A 17,147-nucleotide genomic window follows, 5' to 3' on the forward strand; every position below is an offset into this window, starting at 1 on the left:
GACAAAGAGACCGGTGCCTTTTTTTTATGCCCAGGGCATCCGGTCTCACGACGAGCTTAATTTACGAGCGTTTTATTAAGGAGAGACCAAATGGACATGAGATTTGCAAAAAACAACGATGCCTTGGGAACGGTTAACCGCGGAAATCCCGCAGAATCAAGTCTTTGCACCCTTTGTCGCGCCGATTGCCAGGGAAAATGTGAAACCTGGCTGTCCAGCCTGGTGGGCCGTAAACTGCTCTATCCCCGGGACTTCGGCCAGATCACGGCCGGCGCCAACAACACCACCCATGTGGGCGTGTCCTACAATTCCCTGCGTATCCAGGGCTATGCCTACGGCGCCCACGGACTGGCATCCGGCCTTTCCAACGATCCCGACGACTGTATCTTCCCCAACGTCAGCCTGGAAACCGAATTCGGCGCTGAAATGAAGACCAAGATCAAGATGCCCCTGATGACCGGTGCCCTGGGATCGACCTTCATCGCCGCCAAATACTGGGATTCCTTCGCCATCGGCGGATCGCTGGTGGGTATCCCCGTGGTTATCGGTGAAAACGTGGTCGGCGTGGACCGCGAGTCCGAAATCAACAACGGCAGAATCACCAAAGCCCCTGAACTGGAACGCCGCATCGACACCTACCTGCGCTACAACGACGGCTTTGGTGCCATCATCGTTCAGCTGAACGTGGAAGACACCCGAAACGGCGTGGCCGAATACGTGGCTGAAAAATACGGCAACAAATGCATCATCGAGTTGAAATGGGGCCAGGGCGCCAAAGACATCGGCGGTGAAATCCAGGTGAGCAGCCTCGACTATGCCCTGTTCCTCAAGAAACGCGGCTACGTGGTCGATCCCAATCCCGAACTGCCCGAAGTCCAGGAAGCCTTCAAGTGCGGCGCCATCAAGTCCTTCGCCCGTCACAGCCGTCTGGGCGGCACCAACATCAAGAATGTGGATCTGGTCCGTGAAGATTTCATGAAGAGCGTGGACTACCTCCGAAGCCTGGGCTTCAAACGCATCTCCCTGAAAACCGGTTCCTACGGCATGGAAGAGCTGGCCATGGCCATCAAGTTCTCCACCGACGCCAAACTGGATCTTCTGACCATCGACGGTTCCGGCGGCGGCACCGGCATGAGCCCCTGGAACATGATGCAGAGCTGGGGCGTTCCCTCGATCAACCTCCACGCCAAGGCCCATGAATACGCAAGCATTCTCGCCGCCAAAGGCCAGAGGGTGGTGGATATGTCTTTCGCCGGCGGTTTCGCTCTGGAAGACAGCATTTTCAAAGCCCTGGCCCTGGGTGCTCCCTACACCAAACTGGTCTGCATGGGCCGCGCCATCATGATCCCGGGTTACCTGGGCGCCAACATCGAAGGCGTGCTCCATCCCGAACGCCGTGAAAAACTCAACGGCAACTGGGACAGCCTGCCCAAGACCGTCACCGCCGTGGGTGAAACCGCCGATCAGATCTTCGCCTCCTACTTCGACGTTCAGAAGAAGGTGGGTAAAGACGAAATGAAGAACATCCCCTACGGCGCCATTGCCTTCTGGACCATGGCCGACAAACTGGCCTGCGGTCTCCAGCAGCTGATGGCCGGGGCCCGGAAGTTCTCTCTCGACCAGATCAGCCGTAACGACATCTTCTCCGGCAACCGGGAAACCGAGCGGGAAACCGGTATTCCTCATGTGGCCAGTGCCAATGACGAAACCGCCAGGAAGATCCTCAACGCATAATCCTGTGTCATGAACAAGCACGCCCCCGCCTTCGGGCGGGGGCGCGTTTATGTTTGCTCTGGACGAAACACCCGGAACAGGGTATTGGTCCGTCCATGAATCCCTATCTTGCCATCGTGACGGCGGCGGTGATCTTCGGATCGTCGGGCGTCTTTATCAAAACCCTGGCCCTGCCGGTGTCGACCCTGACTTTTTTCCGCATGGCCGTGCCGTTTACCGCCGTGACCGTGTTTTTCGCCCTTCGCAAAAAACCCTTTCCATCCCTTAAGGACCCCACCATGCTGCTGGCGTCCCTGCTCAACGCCGCCCGTCTGTTTTTTTATTTCGCGGGTTACGCCTACGGCACCATCAGCACCACGGTGATCCTTCTGTTCACCTGGCCGGTGTTCGCCGCCTTCTTCAGCCGGCTGTTTCTGGGTGAACGGTTGACCCTGCGGCGTCTGGTTCTTTTCGGTACCACCGTTGCCGGTGTGGTGCTGATCACGGTAAACCAGATCCTGAACCTACCCGGCCGACGTTTTGCCGGTTCGGTGTTCATTCTCGCCTCGGCCCTGATCTATTCCCTGACCATTGTGATGTTCAAGAAACGGTCCACGGTCTACGATCCCCTTGAAACCCTCTGGTTCCAGAACGGATTCGGAACCTTTGCCTTTCTTCCCTTTCTGTTTTTCAACCGGCCGGTCCCCCTGCCGTGGCAGGTGGGTATGGCCTCGATCTATGCGGCTCTGATCGGTGTTCTGGGCTTCGGTCTTTTTTTCTTCGGACTCCGCAGGATCGAGGCGTCGAGCGCCTCGTTTCTCACCTACATCGAACTGGTCAGCGGCGTTGCCTTCGGGGTGATCCTTTTCCACGAGGAGCTGTCCTTTGCTGTTTTGGCAGGCGGCAGTCTTATCCTTGGCTCGGCCCTTGCCCTGACCCGCTGTGCGCGGGACAGACACATTACCTCACAGATCTCCCATAAAACCATCATCAAACCCTAACATCACTTGGGTTTAAAGGGTGTCTCAGGACGTTTTTTTACCTTTGAACCACACCCTGTCCGATCACATGATGAAGGAGAATGCGCCATGATCCGAACCAAAACCAGCGGTAAGGCCCTCGCCGCCTGTCTGGCCGCGGGGATGTCCCTGTTTCTTTCCGCCTGCGATGAATCGTTTCTTTTTTTCAGCCGAACGGCCACCCTGCCGGTGTACGAGAGTTTGCCCCAGGGGGTGGATCCGGGCACCGAAACCGTGGCGGAAATCATCGCCGCCACCTCCGATGGGATGTGTCTCATCCACACGGACAGCCCAGGCAAGGCATTGGTGCTCATTGATAACACCGATCCGGAAAACCCCAGACCCGCGGGACGCGTTCTGCTGGGCGGTGAACCCACCTCGGTGGCGGTGTCCGGCCGGTTCGCCCTTGCCGCCGTCAACACAAGTGAATCCTTTGCCGAACCCGGCGGCCATCTGGCGGTGGTAGACCTGAAAGACCCGCAGGTCATCGCCACCGTTGACGTGGGCGGACAGCCCGATTCCCTGGCCGTGAGCCCGGACGGGCGCTATCTGGCCGTGGTGGTTGAAAACGAACGGGACGAGGACTTGAACGACGGGCTTCTGCCCCAGGAACCGGCGGGTTTTCTGGGGGTCTTCGCCCTCGGCCGGGATGGAAAACCCAGCGGGAACATGCACAGGGTGGACCTGACCGGGCTGGCTGATGTGGCTCCCGAAGACCCCGAACCCGAATATGTGGCCATCAACGATCACAACACGGCAGTTGTCACGCTCCAGGAAAACAATCATATTGTGCTGGTGAATCTTCATAAAAAAACGATCGTCCATCATTTCAGCGCCGGTTCGGTCACCCTGAAACACATTCCCACCACCAAAGACTCCGTGGACGGCACCGGGAGCATCGAGTCGGTCAAGCGCGAGCCGGACGCCGTGGCCTGGGTCGACAACAACCGTTTCGTGACGGCCAATGAGGGTGATTACGAAGGCGGCTCACGGGGATTCACGATCTGGCGGGCCGACGGCTCTGTGCAGTACGACAGCGGTCCCGCCCTGGAACACCTGGCCATGTCCATCGGTCATTATCCGGCGTCCCGCGCGGGCAAAAAAGGGACGGAGCCCGAAGGGATCGCCGTGGCCCGATACGGCGGTCGCACCCTGATCTTTGTGGGCAGCGAGCGCGGTAATTTTGTGGCGGTTTACGAGGACAGGGGGCCCGATGCCCGGCCGGACTATCGTCAGGCTCTGCCCACGAATGCCGGACCCGAGGGACTGCTGACCCTTCCCGGCCGAAATCTGTTCATTACCGCATCGGAGGAGGACAGTGCCGAAGACGGTTTTCGCTCAGCCGTTCAGATCTTCTCCCTCGATGCCCTGTCCCCAGGGTACCCCGCCATCGAATCGGATCAGGATCCGGCCACATCGGCCCCCATCGGCTGGGGCGCTCTCTCGGGTCTTGCGGCGGACCTTGAAGACTGCTGGAGGATGTATGCCGTCAGCGACGGATTTTATCCTGAACCCCGGATTTTCACTCTGGACGTCTCCACCTGCCCGGTCCGCATCGAATCCTATGTGGCGGTGACCGGGGGAACGGCCGGAGCTTACGATCTCGAAGGCCTCAGCGTGTCTGCCCAAGGCGGTTTCTGGGCCGTCAGTGAGGGCAATCCGGCCAAGGGGCTGGTCAACCGGCTGATCCGTATCAGCGAAGAGGGGCGGGTGACCGCTGAACATGTTCTGCCCGAGGCCCTGGAATCCCAGGCCGTGAAATTCGGATTTGAAGGTGTGGCCGAAGTGGTCGTTAAGGGAAAACGACAGGTAATCGTTGCCGTCCAGCGTGAATGGAAGGATGATGATGACGGCCTGGTCAAGCTGGCCCTGTTTGATCCCGACCATGAAACCTGGAGCTTCGTCCATTATCCTCTGGCTCCTCCTTCGGCGGCCGGAAGCTGGGTGGGTCTTTCCGAGATTGTCGCGGTCGGCGGGTCCGACTGCCTCGTTATCGAACGGGACAATGTCGGAGGACCGGATGCGGCCATCAAGGCCGTCACGCGGATTCATCTGGACGGTATCGTGCCCGTGGCCTACGGTGAAAGGGATCTGCCCATCGTCAGCAAAGAGATCGTGACCGACCTTCTGCCTAAGCTCAGGGAAACCCGGGGATGGACACCGGACAAGGTCGAGGGCCTGGCCCTGTCCGCCGACGGTCGCCTGTATGCCGTGACCGATAATGACGGCGTCAAGGATGCGACTGGAGAAACCCTGTTTCTGGATCTGGGGATGCTGCTTGACCTGAAATCGGACATGGCCCTGAGCCTGTTCTTCTGATTGAGGCCCGCCTCAGGTGTTTCATACCGATCCGGCGTTTCAGCCCACAGGGGATTTTTCCCCTGCGGGCTTTTTGTTTGGTTCTGGAGTCGGACCGATGCGCCGGATTCAACGGATGGCGCGGCGGTGGGGGGCAGGGCTTTGGTCCAAGTCCCTCAGCGGTTAGGGTCAACGGGAGTTCTTTGTTTGACAGCATTGGGCGCCTTCTGTATAATTGCGGCTATATTTTTTGCGCATCACCTATCTTCATTGAAGCACGTCCCATTCATCTGACATCGTTCAAACGATGTGACAACTTGCGTTTGCAAAACGTATTTCGAGGTGGCGGAGATGACGGACTATCCGAAACAGGACCATGAAATTGAACTGATGACCTTGGATAATGCCCGGATCACGGGATGTGTCAATGTTCTCGGTCGAAGCATCGCGACCTATCTCCAGGGATCGGAACCGGATATCGTCATGTACCGGTGCCGGATCGAGGGCATTGGTTCAGCCGAGACGATGATGGTCGCGAAAAGCGCCGTCATCTGGGTCCATACCGGCGAAAAAGCAGAATCGCCGCGGATAGGAAGCTGGAAACGCGTGGCCTTTCATATGGTCAACAAAACCACCGTCACCGGCGAGGTGGATATGACCGGGTACGACCGTGTGTCCGATTATTTCCAGAATGCCGACGACCGGTTTTACGAAGTGGTCGGGGCGCGTTCCGATGACGGCGATCATGATCGGCTCTATCTGTCCCGTGTGGCCACCATCTGGAAAGAGCCGGTTTCCTGATCGTCTGTCCGTTTCCCAATGATTATCACTGTGCGTGAGGATTCAAACCATGGCTGATCTGGACAAGGTGTTCAAGATGGGCGTCAGTCTCAAGGCGTCCGATGTGCATGTGGTGCCGGGAGAACCGTTCATCATGAGGCGATTCGGCAAGCTTATCAAATCCAAGAGTCCCCCCCTGTCCAACAGTTTGTGTAAAAAACTGGTGTATGAGTTGCTCGATGACGAACAGTGTCGACGCCTGACCGAGGACCTTCAACTTGATTTTTCCTATGAAATCGAGGGGCTGGGGCGTTTTCGGGGCAGTGCCATGATGCATCAGAACGGCATGAGCGCCATTTTTCGCATTATTCCACCGACGATTCCATCGATGGGCGATTTGGGGCTGCCGCCGTCGGTCACCAAGGTTCTGGACAACCACCAGGGCCTGATTCTTGTCACCGGTGCCACCGGTCAGGGGAAGACCACGACCCTTGCCGCCATGGTTGATCACATCAACGGCACCCGGGCCCATCATGTGCTGACCATCGAGGATCCGGTGGAGTTTATCCATCCCCTGAAGAAAGGGGTTGTCAACCAGCGTCAGCTTCACTATGACACGCGCTCCTACAAAAATTCCCTGAAGGCCGCGCTGCGTGAAGATCCGGACGTGATTATGGTCGGCGAACTGCGCGATCTTGAAACCATTTCCCTTGCGATTTCCGCCGCCGAAACCGGTCACCTTGTCCTTGGAACCCTGTCGACGACCAACGCACCCAAGACGGTCGACCGGATCATCGATTCCTTTCCGCCGGGCGAACAGGGCCAGATCCGGGCCACCCTGAGCGAAACCCTGAAAGCCGTCATCACCCAGCGCCTGATCCCGGGCATCAGCAACGACAGGATGGTTCTGGCGGTGGAGATGCTGATCGGAACCCTGCCGGTGGCCAGCATGATCCGGGACGGCAAGGTCTTCCAGATTCCGAACCTCATGCAGACCGGCAAGAACGTGGGGATGCGGATCATGGATGAATCGGTGCTTGAACTGCTCAAGGACGGCCGGATCAGCGAGGAGGTTGCACTGGCCAATGTGGAAAACGAGGCCCTGGTCAAGGCGTTTCTCAGCCGAAAGCCTTCGGCTGAACCGGCATCTCAGCCCGAGAGAAAGCCCGCTGGGCGTTAAAGGAGGCATGCATCCATGTCCCGTGTGATCGATACGTATTTTCGCGAAATGAAAGAGAAGGGCGCCAGTGACCTGCACATGGTGGTGGGATTTCCTCCTCTGCTGAGGCTGGGCGGGCAACTGGTCCGGACGGAGCATCCCGTGTTGACCGCCGACTCCAACCGGGACATCCTCTACGAGATGCTTGACGATGAAAAACGGTCCCATCTGGAAGAGAACCTGGACCTCGACATGGCTTACCAGCTTGACGGCGTGGCCCGGTTTCGCTGCAATTTTCTGTTTCAGCGCCGCGGCATCGGGGCCGTGTTCCGGATCATTCCCAGCGAGATTCTCACCCTCGAACAACTGGGGCTTCCGGAAACCCTGAAAAAAATCGCCAATTTCAAAAAAGGCCTGGTGCTGGTCACCGGACCCACGGGCAGCGGCAAGTCCACCACCCTGGCCGCCATGATCGACTACATCAATTCCACCCGGGAAGCCCATATCATTACCATCGAAGACCCCCTGGAATTCGTTCATGCCAACCGGACCTGTCTGTTTTCACAGCGCGAGATCGGCGCCCATGCCCGGAGTTTCGGTGACGCCCTGCGCGTGGCCAGCCGGGAGGATCCGGATATCATCCTGGTCGGCGAAATGCGGGATCTGGAAACCATCGCCCTGGCCCTGACCTGCTCGGAGTTGGGTATTCTGGTGTTCGGGACCCTGCATACCAATTCGGCAAGTAAAACCATCGACCGGATCATTAATGCCTTTCCCGTTGATCAGCAGGAACAGACCCGGACCATGCTGTCCGAATCCCTGCGGGCCGTCATCGCCCAGCAGCTGCTTCGAACGGTTTCCGGCGGGCGCTGCGCGGCCAATGAAATCCTTCTGGGCTCACCGGCCCTGGCCAGTTTGATCCGCAGCGGAAAGATCGCCCAGATCAACTCCCTGATCCAGACCGGGACCAGCCAGGGCATGCAGACCATGGATCAGCATCTGATGGAGCTGGTGTCGAAAAAGGTGATCAGCAAGGAATCGGCCTATGAAAAGGCCATGGATAAATCGCTGTTTTCAAAAAATTAGAACGGGTCAGCGGAGGATGTCGGAAAGAACCAGCAGGCTCAGGGTCCGCCGGCGTGAAAAGTCCTTGATCATGATCCGGCCGTTTTCGATGAGGGCGTAGGTGCCCTGGGATGATCGGGGATGGGTCGGTGATCCCGGATTTAAGAAAATCTTCCCCATGAGGCTGTCCAGTCGGGGCACATGGCTGTGTCCCTCGATGATCACGTGGAAATCGGTCAGGTCCGGAAGGGGCCGGTGGCCGTGGCTGAGCAGAATGGAGAGCCCCTCGAACATGAAGCCGCTCTGATACCCGTAACCGGGGAGGTCCTCTTCCCGATCACAGTTCCCGTAAACATAATGGGCCCGTGGCCCCAGTGCCGTGAAATCCTTTCGGATGCGCTGGGGATGATAATCGTCCGAGCCCGGATTTCCGTAGACCGTATCCAAAAGATCTCCGGCCACGGCGAGATGATCCGAAGGCCCCACCATCTGAACGATGCCGTTCCATGCGCGCAGGCTTCCGTGGATATCTGCCGTGATCACCAGCCGTGCCATGGTCAGGCCATGCCGATGCTGTTTTTTTGAGTGTTTTTCGCTTTGAACAGGGCATTGTCGGCGGCAATCAGCAGGTGCTTCTTGTCCGATGCGTGTTCCGGGCAGGAGGCCACACCGAAACTGGCCGTCACACCGATCCGGTCCCGTTCGCTGATCGGATAGGTCGTGTTTCGAAAGGCTTCCGAAATCTTTTGTGACAAAAGATAGGCGTCCTTGCTGTTTCGTCCCGGCATCAGAATCACGTATTCGTCTCCACCGTACTTGATCAGGACATCCCTGTCGGAAAGGCAATCGTGGATGGTGACGCCGATGCGCCTGAGCAGGTCGGAACCTTCCAGGTGGCCGTGGGTGTCGACGATGGTCTTGAAATTGTCCATGTCCATGAAAACCGCCGCGATGGCCGGGATTTCAGGCTGGGCGGTTTTAAAGAAATCATCCAGAAAATCATGCATGAACCGGGCGTTGTTGAGCCCGGTGTATTCATCGGTGATGCTGAGTTTCCTGATTTTGGCCACGTACCGAGAGTTGTCGATGGCAATGGCCGCATAATCCGCAAGAATCGAGAGAATGGGAAAATCCTTGGCACTGAAGAAATCCATGTTTTCGATATTGACGATTTCAATGACGCCCATCACCTTGCCCCGGATCGACAGGGGGATGCAGACGATGGACCGGGTGACGAACCCGGTTTTGAGATCGACTTTCCGATTGAACAGGGACTCTTTAGCGACATCGGGCACGAACATGGGCTTCCCGGTCTGGGCCACGTGGGGGGCAATGCCTTCGTCGGGCCCGAGGATGATCGGCGCGAACAGGGTTTTGTCGGCCCCCACCACGATTTCGAAATTCAGATTTCCCGTTTCTTCATCCTTGATCAGAAGGGACCAGTGCTCGGCTTTGATGATTTTGCTGCCGCAGCGCATGATATGTTCAAATATTTTTTTGTGATTCCGGGTGGCGGTCAGGAGTTTGCCGATTTCAAGGCAGGCCATCAGTTCGCCGGTCATTTCATGTGAGCCGACCTTGGCCGGACTGTCAGGGATGTTCATGGTCGTTTCCGTTTGTGTCGGTCGTCATAAAAAATAACCCGTATCATATACGGATTTGGCCGCTGATGCCAAGATTTTTTCTAAGGCCCTTAACCGAAGAGACGACCCAGGAGGTAGGGGATCACCGTTTCAACCCTCAGAATCCGATGGCCCAGCTGCACGGGTTTCACCCCGCAGGCTTCGAGCTTTTCGATTTCATAGGGGATGAACCCCCCCTCGGGACCGATGATCAGGGAAAATGATCCCTCGACGGCTCGGGGGCAGGGCAGGGACGCGTAAGGATGGGCCACGCAGGCCTGTGTCCCCTCTATGATTCCGGGCAGCTCGTCTTCCACAAAGGGTTTGAATCCCTTTCGGATGACAACCTCCGGCATGTGGGTATCCCGGGCCTGTTCCAGGCCGAGAAGGCACTGAAGGCGAATGTTTTCAGGCGTCAGTCGGGGACTTTTCCAGTAGCTTTTTTCCACCCGGAGGGCCTGGATCAGCCAGAGCCGCTTGACCCCGAGGGATGCCGCCGAGACCAGGGTCCGGTTGAGCACCTTGGGGCGGGGCAGAGCCACAATCAGGTTGAGATCCAGGCCGGGAGGGGGCGGGGTGTCCAACGTGACGTCCATGGTTAGGCTGGTGCGATCGATGGCGGCAATCGTCCCCCGGCCCATGAGCCCGTTTTCGAGTCCCACGGCCAGGCTGTCGCCCGGACGGACACGATGCACGTCACGGACATGTTCGAGCCGTCTGCCCGAAAGTCTGACCCGCGGGGTCGTGTCGATGAAATCACTTGCGAAAAGCAGCACCAGATTCATGGTTCCGACCCTGTGTTGATGGTGGAAAAGGTTTTTAACCTATGGAAAAAGAGGGCCGGAGTCAATCGGAAAATGGGTGTTTCAGCTCAGGCCAGCCAGAATCGGTTTGACGGTTTTGACCGTCAGGGGTTTCTGAACGGCATGGTTGATCAGAGCCAGGGTTCCCGTCCGGTGGGCCGTATCCCGGTAGTCGGCGATAAAATCCTCCTGGGTGGTGATGACGGCGATGGGCAGTTCGTCCGGAGAATACCGCGTCCTGAGATGTTCCGTCACCTGAAGGCCGTTCATCGACAGCATGTTCAGGTCCAGGGTCAAAAGATCGGGGCGCTTTTCGTCAATGGCCGCGAGAACGTCGGCGGGATTGTTGAAAACATGGGGCTCGTGCCCCAGGCTGTGAAAAAAGCGCAGATAGTATTTGAGGCAGATGGACGAATCATCGACACAGAAGACGGTGAGGGGCCGGGCGGTTTTCGGAGTGGCGGGCCCGTCGGTTTCAATGGAACCGGCAAGGGATCGTGACCCCCGATCCAGAAGAATGGTTTTGAAAAATGAAATCGTCGACGGATGGCTCTGGGAGAGGTAGGCCAGCGCATTGAACACAAAGGCGTCGGAGTCCAGCAGGCCGGAGAAAATATTTCCGGCATGGCTGTCAATGACGGCGGCGATGATCACGGCCCGTTTGGACTGGCGACCCGAGGTTTCGATTTTTGCTTTGAGACCGGCGATCATGACGTCGGACAGGTTGTTGTCAATGGCCGTGGCAGCCGCCAGCCGGACCTGCTCGGAGGCATCGGTGATTCCTTCAACCAGCGAAACCGACGAGTGACCCTGGGGCAACATGGAGATGGCTTCGTAGGCGGCGAAACGGACATTGGAGTCCGGGTGACGATGGTTGAGAATCGTCAGAATGGCCGGCAGGGCGGCCTCGTTTCCGATGTTGCCCAGAATGTCCAGGCCGTTGATGATCCGGTCGGGATTTGAAAGATCCATGCTTGAAACCACGGCGGGGATGGCCTGGGGGCCGATCTCGATCAGCGAATCGATGGCCAGATGCCGGTCGTGGGGCGATGCGGATGTCAGCATGAGCAGAAGCTGGGCGATGTCCGAATCTTCGGCCAACGCCTCCAGGGTATCCTTGCGCGAGGCGAACTGGCGGGACGGCGTCAGGGTGTCCGGGGATTCCTGGAGGGTCATCTGCTTCATGAGGCGATCCAGGGTGGCCAGAAGGTATTCGTCGGATTTACTGGTCTGGGCGGCGAAGGCCAGCCGCTTGACGGCTGACGGCCCTCCGATCAGGCCCAGGGCGGTGATGGCCTCGCGTTTCAGTTCGGCATGATCGTAAAAGATGAAGTCGGCCACCACATTGATACAGGACGCATCTCCCGACCGGCCGACGGCCGCGATGACCTTCTGCAGGATGTGGCTGTCCGTTTCACTGAGAAGGATGCCCGCAAGTACCGGGGTCGCCTGTCTGAGCTGGTCGGGCGCGGCATGGTCGATCACGGGCAGGATGAACGGGGTATGGGTCCGTGAGCGATCAAGCAGCAGGTCGATCAGGTCATTTCGGAGCTTGGCCGTCAGCGAGGGATTTTCCAGAAGGTGGGTGAGGGCAAAGAACGCGTTGTCCGCCTCGGTGACACTGATGTCGAACAACACGCGGGCCTGGGTTTTTTTATCCCGCGCGGGGAGGTTATCGAGAAGATCTTTGAGCGTCCCCCTGTCGTTTTGGGTGATGCATTGGCTGATCCGGCTGACGTAGGCCTCGTGGGCCAGGGTATGCACAGGTTGCGTCATAGTCTGTTCAATCGTGGAATTTTGGCCCGGCATCGAGGCAGGCTCTAAAGTTTTAGGAAACGAATCAGAAACGATAAATTCATTGGAGTATAGGGGAAAACCCCGGGACTGTCAAAAAAAACCTGAGCCGGGAGGCCCCAGGGCGGGTGTCTGCAGAACGGCTTTCGGAGGATATTGTTTTGATTTCTCATTCAAAAGATGGCAATAATACCCCTGTCGAGACTGCCGGGACACAGGATAATCCGCTGCGGAGAAAGGAGACGGTTCATGGGCTGGCTGGGAAAAGTGATCGGGGGCGCTCTGGGCTATGCACTGGGAGGACCTTTGGGAGCCATTGCGGGGGCGGTGTTCGGGCACACCCTGGATGATATTCCGGACTTGCCGAAGGCCGAGCCCAAACCGAAACTGTCGTCAAACGAACAGACCCAGATGATCTTTTTTGTCGCGGTGTTTTCCATGCTTGCGAAAATGGCGAACGCCGATGGAAAGATCTGTGAACATGAACACGAGATCGTTGAGCAGTTTATCAAAAAAGATCTGCGCCTGAATTCAGAAAGCCGGACGATTGCCATGACAATATTCCGGAAGGCTGTCGATTCCGATGAAACCTTTGAGCAGTTCGCCGTCCAGTTTTACGAGCAATTTCACAGCCAGCCGGGTTTTCTTGAATTTATCCTGGATGTTCTGGTCAGGGTGTCCACGGCCGACGGGACGTTCAGTGACGAAGAGGAAACCCTGCTGCTCAAGGCCGTACGAATCTTTCATTATCCCACCGAATCCTATTTGAAGATCAAGTCCAGGCACATGGCACCGGGTATCGATTACCATGCGGTGCTGGGGTGTGACCGACGGGATTCCGATGAGTTTGTCAAGAAACAATACCGGAAACTGGTCCAGGAATACCACCCGGACAAAATCGCCGCCAAAGGCCTGCCGGATGAATTTGTTGCGTTTGCCTCGGACAAGTTCAGGGAAATTCAGGAAGCCTATGAAAAGGTCTGTCAGGAGAGGGGGATGTGTTGACGGCTCCCATGGACGTAAAGAACCGGAAACATGACGGCGCGGTAAAGCATGTTACATGTAATCGGCCAGTTTGATCGAGGTCTGCCTCAGGTTGTGGCTGAGCACATAAGCCACCCCTTTGAGCAGTTTGATGCCGATGTGGGGATGCTTGGACAGAATCAGTTCGAAGGCGCTTTTCGATAGAATGTACATTTTGCTGTCATCGATGGCCCGGATGGTGGCGAACCGGGGCATGTCCTCGATGATGGCCATTTCACCCGTGGACTGTCCCCGGGTCAGGGTCGCCAGGACCACTTCTTCGCCGGTTGATTCCTTGGTGATCACGACTTCAAGGCGGCCGGTGACGATGAAGCAGATGTAATTGCCCTTGTCCGATTCATTGAAAAGAACCTCGCCGCGTTTGACGTCCATCATGGCGATATGTTTGGCAATCACCTTGATTTCTTCAGGATTGATCCGCTCGAAGAACGGAACACTCATAAAAAAATCCGTGACTTGCTGGGTCAGGTTCTGGCCTGAAATCACCCGGGACGGTATCATGGCACCCTCGTGTTTATCTATGTTGACGGCTTCTTAAAAACGTTGGATGTCTGCGTTGCGCCTCATCCTTCGCCGTTGCCGCTTGTTGATCATGGCCAAAAAATATAACCATTTCTTATGATTGTCAATCCATTGTGACGGCCAGATACGGTCCCGGCCCCGGAGCCCTGTCAATTCATCCTGCATGTGATAAATGAAAAATCGATGACTGTAAACAATAAAAAGGGATCTTTTTCAGCGCGACCTGACCGCCGATCGTCACAATCCGCAGGCCTCGGAGGGTTTGTCTCATCTTTTTAACTTGATATTCCTTGGACACTGTGAAATAAAATTTTGTAACATTCAAAAATCATTGAAATTGTCACAAATGTACGGATCGGAACGGGCCGGAGAGGACGAAACAGGGGCATGATCATGAAATGGCCGGGAAGAATGTTCTCAGATGAGAAAATACATCTTCATCCGCTGACGCTTTCATTTCAGGGTGATCAGGCACATTTTGAGAAGGCCTATCATGTGGGGGTCCACAAAAACCTCAAATACATGTTCGAAATCCGTGTGGTCGTGTTTCTGGCCGGGCTGTTTTACTCCGTATTCGGTGTGCTCGATGTCCTTCTCGTTCCCGATGATTTCAAACCGTTGCTTCTGATCCGTTTCGGCATCGTCCTTCCGTTTATTATCTTTGTGATTTTGTTTTCCTACACACGCTATTTCGGACGATACATGCAGCTGGTCTTCATGGCCACGGTGTTCGTGTCCGGAGGCGGCATCATCGCCATGATCGTGATCACCCCGCCGCCGGCGACCTATTCGTACTATGCGGGGCTGATTCTGGTCTTCATGTTTCAATACACCTTCGGCCGGGTCCGGTTCATCTGGGCCACCACGTCCGGTTGGACCCTGATTCTTGTGTATGAAATGGCCGCTGTTTTATTTACCTCAACGCCGGTGCCCGTGTTGATCAACAACAATTTTTTCTTTATTTGCGCCAACCTGATCGGCATGACCTCATGCTATGTGCTGGAATTTTTCGACCGGCGGAATTTCTTTATGGCTCTTCAGCTTGAGGAGGAGCAGGAAAAAACCAATAAAATCAATGAAGAGCTTGAAAACCGAGTCCTTGAACGAACGGCGCTTTTAAACGAGATGAACAGAAATCTCAAGGTCGAAATCGGCCAGCGGAAGAAAATCGAAGGGGAGCTTCGTAAAATCAAGGACGAGCTTGAAATCCGCGTCGAAGAACGAACCCGGGAACTGATCAACGCCAATCGCGCCCTGGAACGGGCCCGCGACGTTGCCGACGCATCGGCCCGGTCCAAGAGCGAGTTTCTGGCCAACATGAGTCATGAAATAAGGACGCCCATGAACGCCATCATCGGCATGTCCGACCTGGCCATGAATTCGGGGCTCAGCCGGATACAGCGCAACGAGTATCTGGACATCATCCGGACCTCGGCCCGGTCCCTGCTGGGCATTATCAATGATATTCTCGATCTGTCAAAAATCGAATCGGGCCGGCTGGAACTGGACCTCCACCCTTTCAATATCCGTGAGCATGTGGAAGGGGTGGCGGATATGTTTATCCAGGCGGTTCATACCAAAGGTGTTGGGCTGATCGTGGATATCGCCCCGGACGTCCCTGACCTGGTTCGTGGGGATTCTCTCCGTCTGCAGCAGGTTCTGCTCAACCTGATCAGCAACGCCATGAAATTTACCGAGACCGGAGAAATCTGCGTGAAGCTGACCCCGGGGCGTCAGGAGAACGACACGGTGGAGCTGTGCTTCGAGGTGTCGGATACCGGCATCGGCATCGATCTTGAGAAGACCCCGAATCTGTTCGATGCCTTCGCCCAGGCAGACGGGACAATCACCCGAAAATACGGCGGCACCGGCCTTGGCCTGACCATCTGCAATCGCATTGTGACCCTGATGGGCGGGGCCATCTCCGTGGACAGTCGTCCCGGTGAAGGCAGCCGGTTTCAGTTCAATGTGATTCTCGGACGTGAACGGGATGTCCAGGCGGTTTATGTGCCGCGACATCAGTCCCTTCATGGAACGAGGGTCATCACCGTCATCGCCAATCCGAATCTGTCCCATGTGGTGGATCAGATGCTGGAGGGATTCGGTCTCCGGCACCGGTCGGTTTCCTCCGTTGCCGCGCTCGAATCGTTGATCGCCTCATCGGAGAATGGGGCGGTGTGCGACGTGCTGATGCTTGATGAAGAAGTCCTCTCTCCGGAGGATTATGAGAGAATCGGGGAAATCAAAACGGGGTTCCGTCCATCCGGATCGGCGGCCGTCGTGCTGATCGCTTCACTGAAAACCAGGCAGGACAGGGATGCGTTGACGACCCGGGGGATCGATGCGGTGGTGATGAATCCCGTCAAGTCCTCAAGCATGCTTGACGCACTGATGACCCTGGTGAACGGGCAATCGGTCAAACGTCCCCGGCTTGAACGAATCTATCGTAAAACCCATGCCTTCGACGGCATGCATGTGCTTCTGGTTGAAGACAATCTGATCAACCAGATGGTGGCTGTGGAAATTCTTTCCCTGGAAGGCATCCATGTGGAACGCGCGTCAAACGGTTTGGAAGCCATCGAAAAACTGAAAGATCAAACCTTTGATGTGGTGTTGATGGATGTGCAGATGCCCGAGATGGACGGGATCGAAGCCACCCGGATCATTCGGGGAGATATGGCCCTGACCTCCGATACCCTGCCCGTGATCGCCATGACCGCCCATGTGATGCATGACGATCGCCGTCGCTGTCTGGATGCGGGCATGAATGATTTTGTCTCCAAACCCATTGAACGCGAAACCCTGTTCGCCGTTCTTGGAAGGTTTTATCATTCGGGACAGGATCGGACCCCGCCCGCATCGCTTTCGGCCCCATCCGCCGATCAGAGCCGTCCCGCCCTTCCCGGACTCGATGTCCCCGGCGGCTTGAAACGTCTGGGGTGTGATTTTGAGACCTACAGAAGCATTGTGGCCCAGTTTGCAATTTATTTGAAAAGCAATGTGGAACAGCTGAAATACCACGCATCACGAAACGATGGTGAGGGCGTGCTGGCCGAAGCCCATTCGATCAAGGGCTCGGCAGCCAATATTTCCGCTTTTCGGCTTGAACAGGCGGCCCGGCGTATCGAAGGCCTGTCCGGGCAGGGTGAACAAGACCGCCTTTTTGAGGCCATCGTCGAGGTGGACGCCGCGTTCCGGGAATTCGACGCCTCCCAGTCCCGATTGTTTTCAGAGGGCTGATAGGCTTCCCGCCCTTTATTTTTAGACGGCCGCAGAAATAATTGCTTTCAGCCAAGAAAAAACGTTGACAAAGGCACGTTCATGATGT

General features: G+C 56.5%; 13 protein-coding genes. 8 read left to right on the forward strand and 5 right to left on the reverse strand.

Annotated elements, in window-relative coordinates; genetic code table 11:
• Positions 1–90 precede the first annotated feature (90 nt).
• The 6 genes from ACYQ11_RS03630 to ACYQ11_RS03655 all read left to right on the forward strand — a co-directional run bounded on the left by ACYQ11_RS03630 (position 91) and on the right by ACYQ11_RS03655 (position 8,055).
• Positions 91–1,734, forward strand: coding sequence for a glutamate synthase-related protein (locus tag ACYQ11_RS03630; protein WP_459922383.1), 1,644 nt, complete (start codon positions 91–93; stop codon positions 1,732–1,734).
• A 95-nt stretch (positions 1,735–1,829) separates the two neighbouring features.
• Complete coding sequence (locus ACYQ11_RS03635) at positions 1,830–2,714, forward strand: DMT family transporter (RefSeq protein ID WP_459922384.1); 885 nt, start codon at positions 1,830–1,832, stop codon at positions 2,712–2,714.
• A gap of 87 nt (positions 2,715–2,801) precedes the next feature.
• Positions 2,802–5,051: an esterase-like activity of phytase family protein gene (locus tag ACYQ11_RS03640; protein ID WP_459922385.1), complete on the forward strand. Its 2,250-nt coding sequence runs from the start codon at positions 2,802–2,804 to the stop codon at positions 5,049–5,051.
• Between the two features lie 330 nt (positions 5,052–5,381).
• Positions 5,382–5,831, forward strand: a complete 450-nt coding sequence (locus ACYQ11_RS03645) for a hypothetical protein (protein WP_459922386.1) — start codon at positions 5,382–5,384, stop codon at positions 5,829–5,831.
• A gap of 49 nt (positions 5,832–5,880) precedes the next feature.
• A complete protein-coding gene (locus ACYQ11_RS03650; RefSeq protein WP_459922387.1) occupies positions 5,881–6,990 on the forward strand; it encodes a type IV pilus twitching motility protein PilT in 1,110 nt (369 codons plus the stop codon).
• A 15-nt stretch (positions 6,991–7,005) separates the two neighbouring features.
• The gene (locus ACYQ11_RS03655) at positions 7,006–8,055 is read left to right on the forward strand and encodes a type IV pilus twitching motility protein PilT (RefSeq protein ID WP_459922388.1); all 1,050 of its coding nucleotides are present in this window, start codon (positions 7,006–7,008) and stop codon (positions 8,053–8,055) included.
• A 6-nt stretch (positions 8,056–8,061) separates the two neighbouring features.
• Here ACYQ11_RS03655 and ACYQ11_RS03660 read toward each other — a convergent pair whose 3' ends face one another.
• The 4 genes from ACYQ11_RS03660 to ACYQ11_RS03675 form a co-directional block, all read right to left on the reverse strand.
• Complete coding sequence (locus tag ACYQ11_RS03660) at positions 8,062–8,589, reverse strand: YfcE family phosphodiesterase (RefSeq protein ID WP_459922389.1); 528 nt, start codon at positions 8,587–8,589, stop codon at positions 8,062–8,064.
• A 2-nt stretch (positions 8,590–8,591) separates the two neighbouring features.
• Complete coding sequence (locus ACYQ11_RS03665) at positions 8,592–9,638, reverse strand: sensor domain-containing diguanylate cyclase (RefSeq protein WP_459922390.1); 1,047 nt, start codon at positions 9,636–9,638, stop codon at positions 8,592–8,594.
• A gap of 89 nt (positions 9,639–9,727) precedes the next feature.
• Positions 9,728–10,441, reverse strand: coding sequence for a 16S rRNA (uracil(1498)-N(3))-methyltransferase (locus ACYQ11_RS03670; protein WP_459922391.1), 714 nt, complete (start codon positions 10,439–10,441; stop codon positions 9,728–9,730).
• An 81-nt stretch (positions 10,442–10,522) separates the two neighbouring features.
• Positions 10,523–12,235 (reverse strand): HEAT repeat domain-containing protein, encoded by a 1,713-nt coding sequence (locus ACYQ11_RS03675; RefSeq protein ID WP_459922392.1) that lies wholly within the window; start codon positions 12,233–12,235, stop codon positions 10,523–10,525.
• 267 nt (positions 12,236–12,502) lie between these two features.
• Here ACYQ11_RS03675 and ACYQ11_RS03680 point away from each other — a divergent pair, with 267 nt between their 5' ends.
• Positions 12,503–13,258 (forward strand): TerB family tellurite resistance protein, encoded by a 756-nt coding sequence (locus ACYQ11_RS03680; protein ID WP_459922393.1) that lies wholly within the window; start codon positions 12,503–12,505, stop codon positions 13,256–13,258.
• Positions 13,259–13,309: 51 nt separating this feature from the next.
• Here ACYQ11_RS03680 and ACYQ11_RS03685 read toward each other — a convergent pair whose 3' ends face one another.
• Positions 13,310–13,798, reverse strand: coding sequence for a Crp/Fnr family transcriptional regulator (locus ACYQ11_RS03685; protein WP_459922394.1), 489 nt, complete (start codon positions 13,796–13,798; stop codon positions 13,310–13,312).
• Positions 13,799–14,314: 516 nt separating this feature from the next.
• Here ACYQ11_RS03685 and ACYQ11_RS03690 point away from each other — a divergent pair.
• Positions 14,315–17,059 (forward strand): hybrid sensor histidine kinase/response regulator, encoded by a 2,745-nt coding sequence (locus tag ACYQ11_RS03690; protein ID WP_459922395.1) that lies wholly within the window; start codon positions 14,315–14,317, stop codon positions 17,057–17,059.
• Positions 17,060–17,147 lie beyond the last annotated feature (88 nt).

Source organism: Desulfatiferula olefinivorans, from assembly GCF_054657895.1.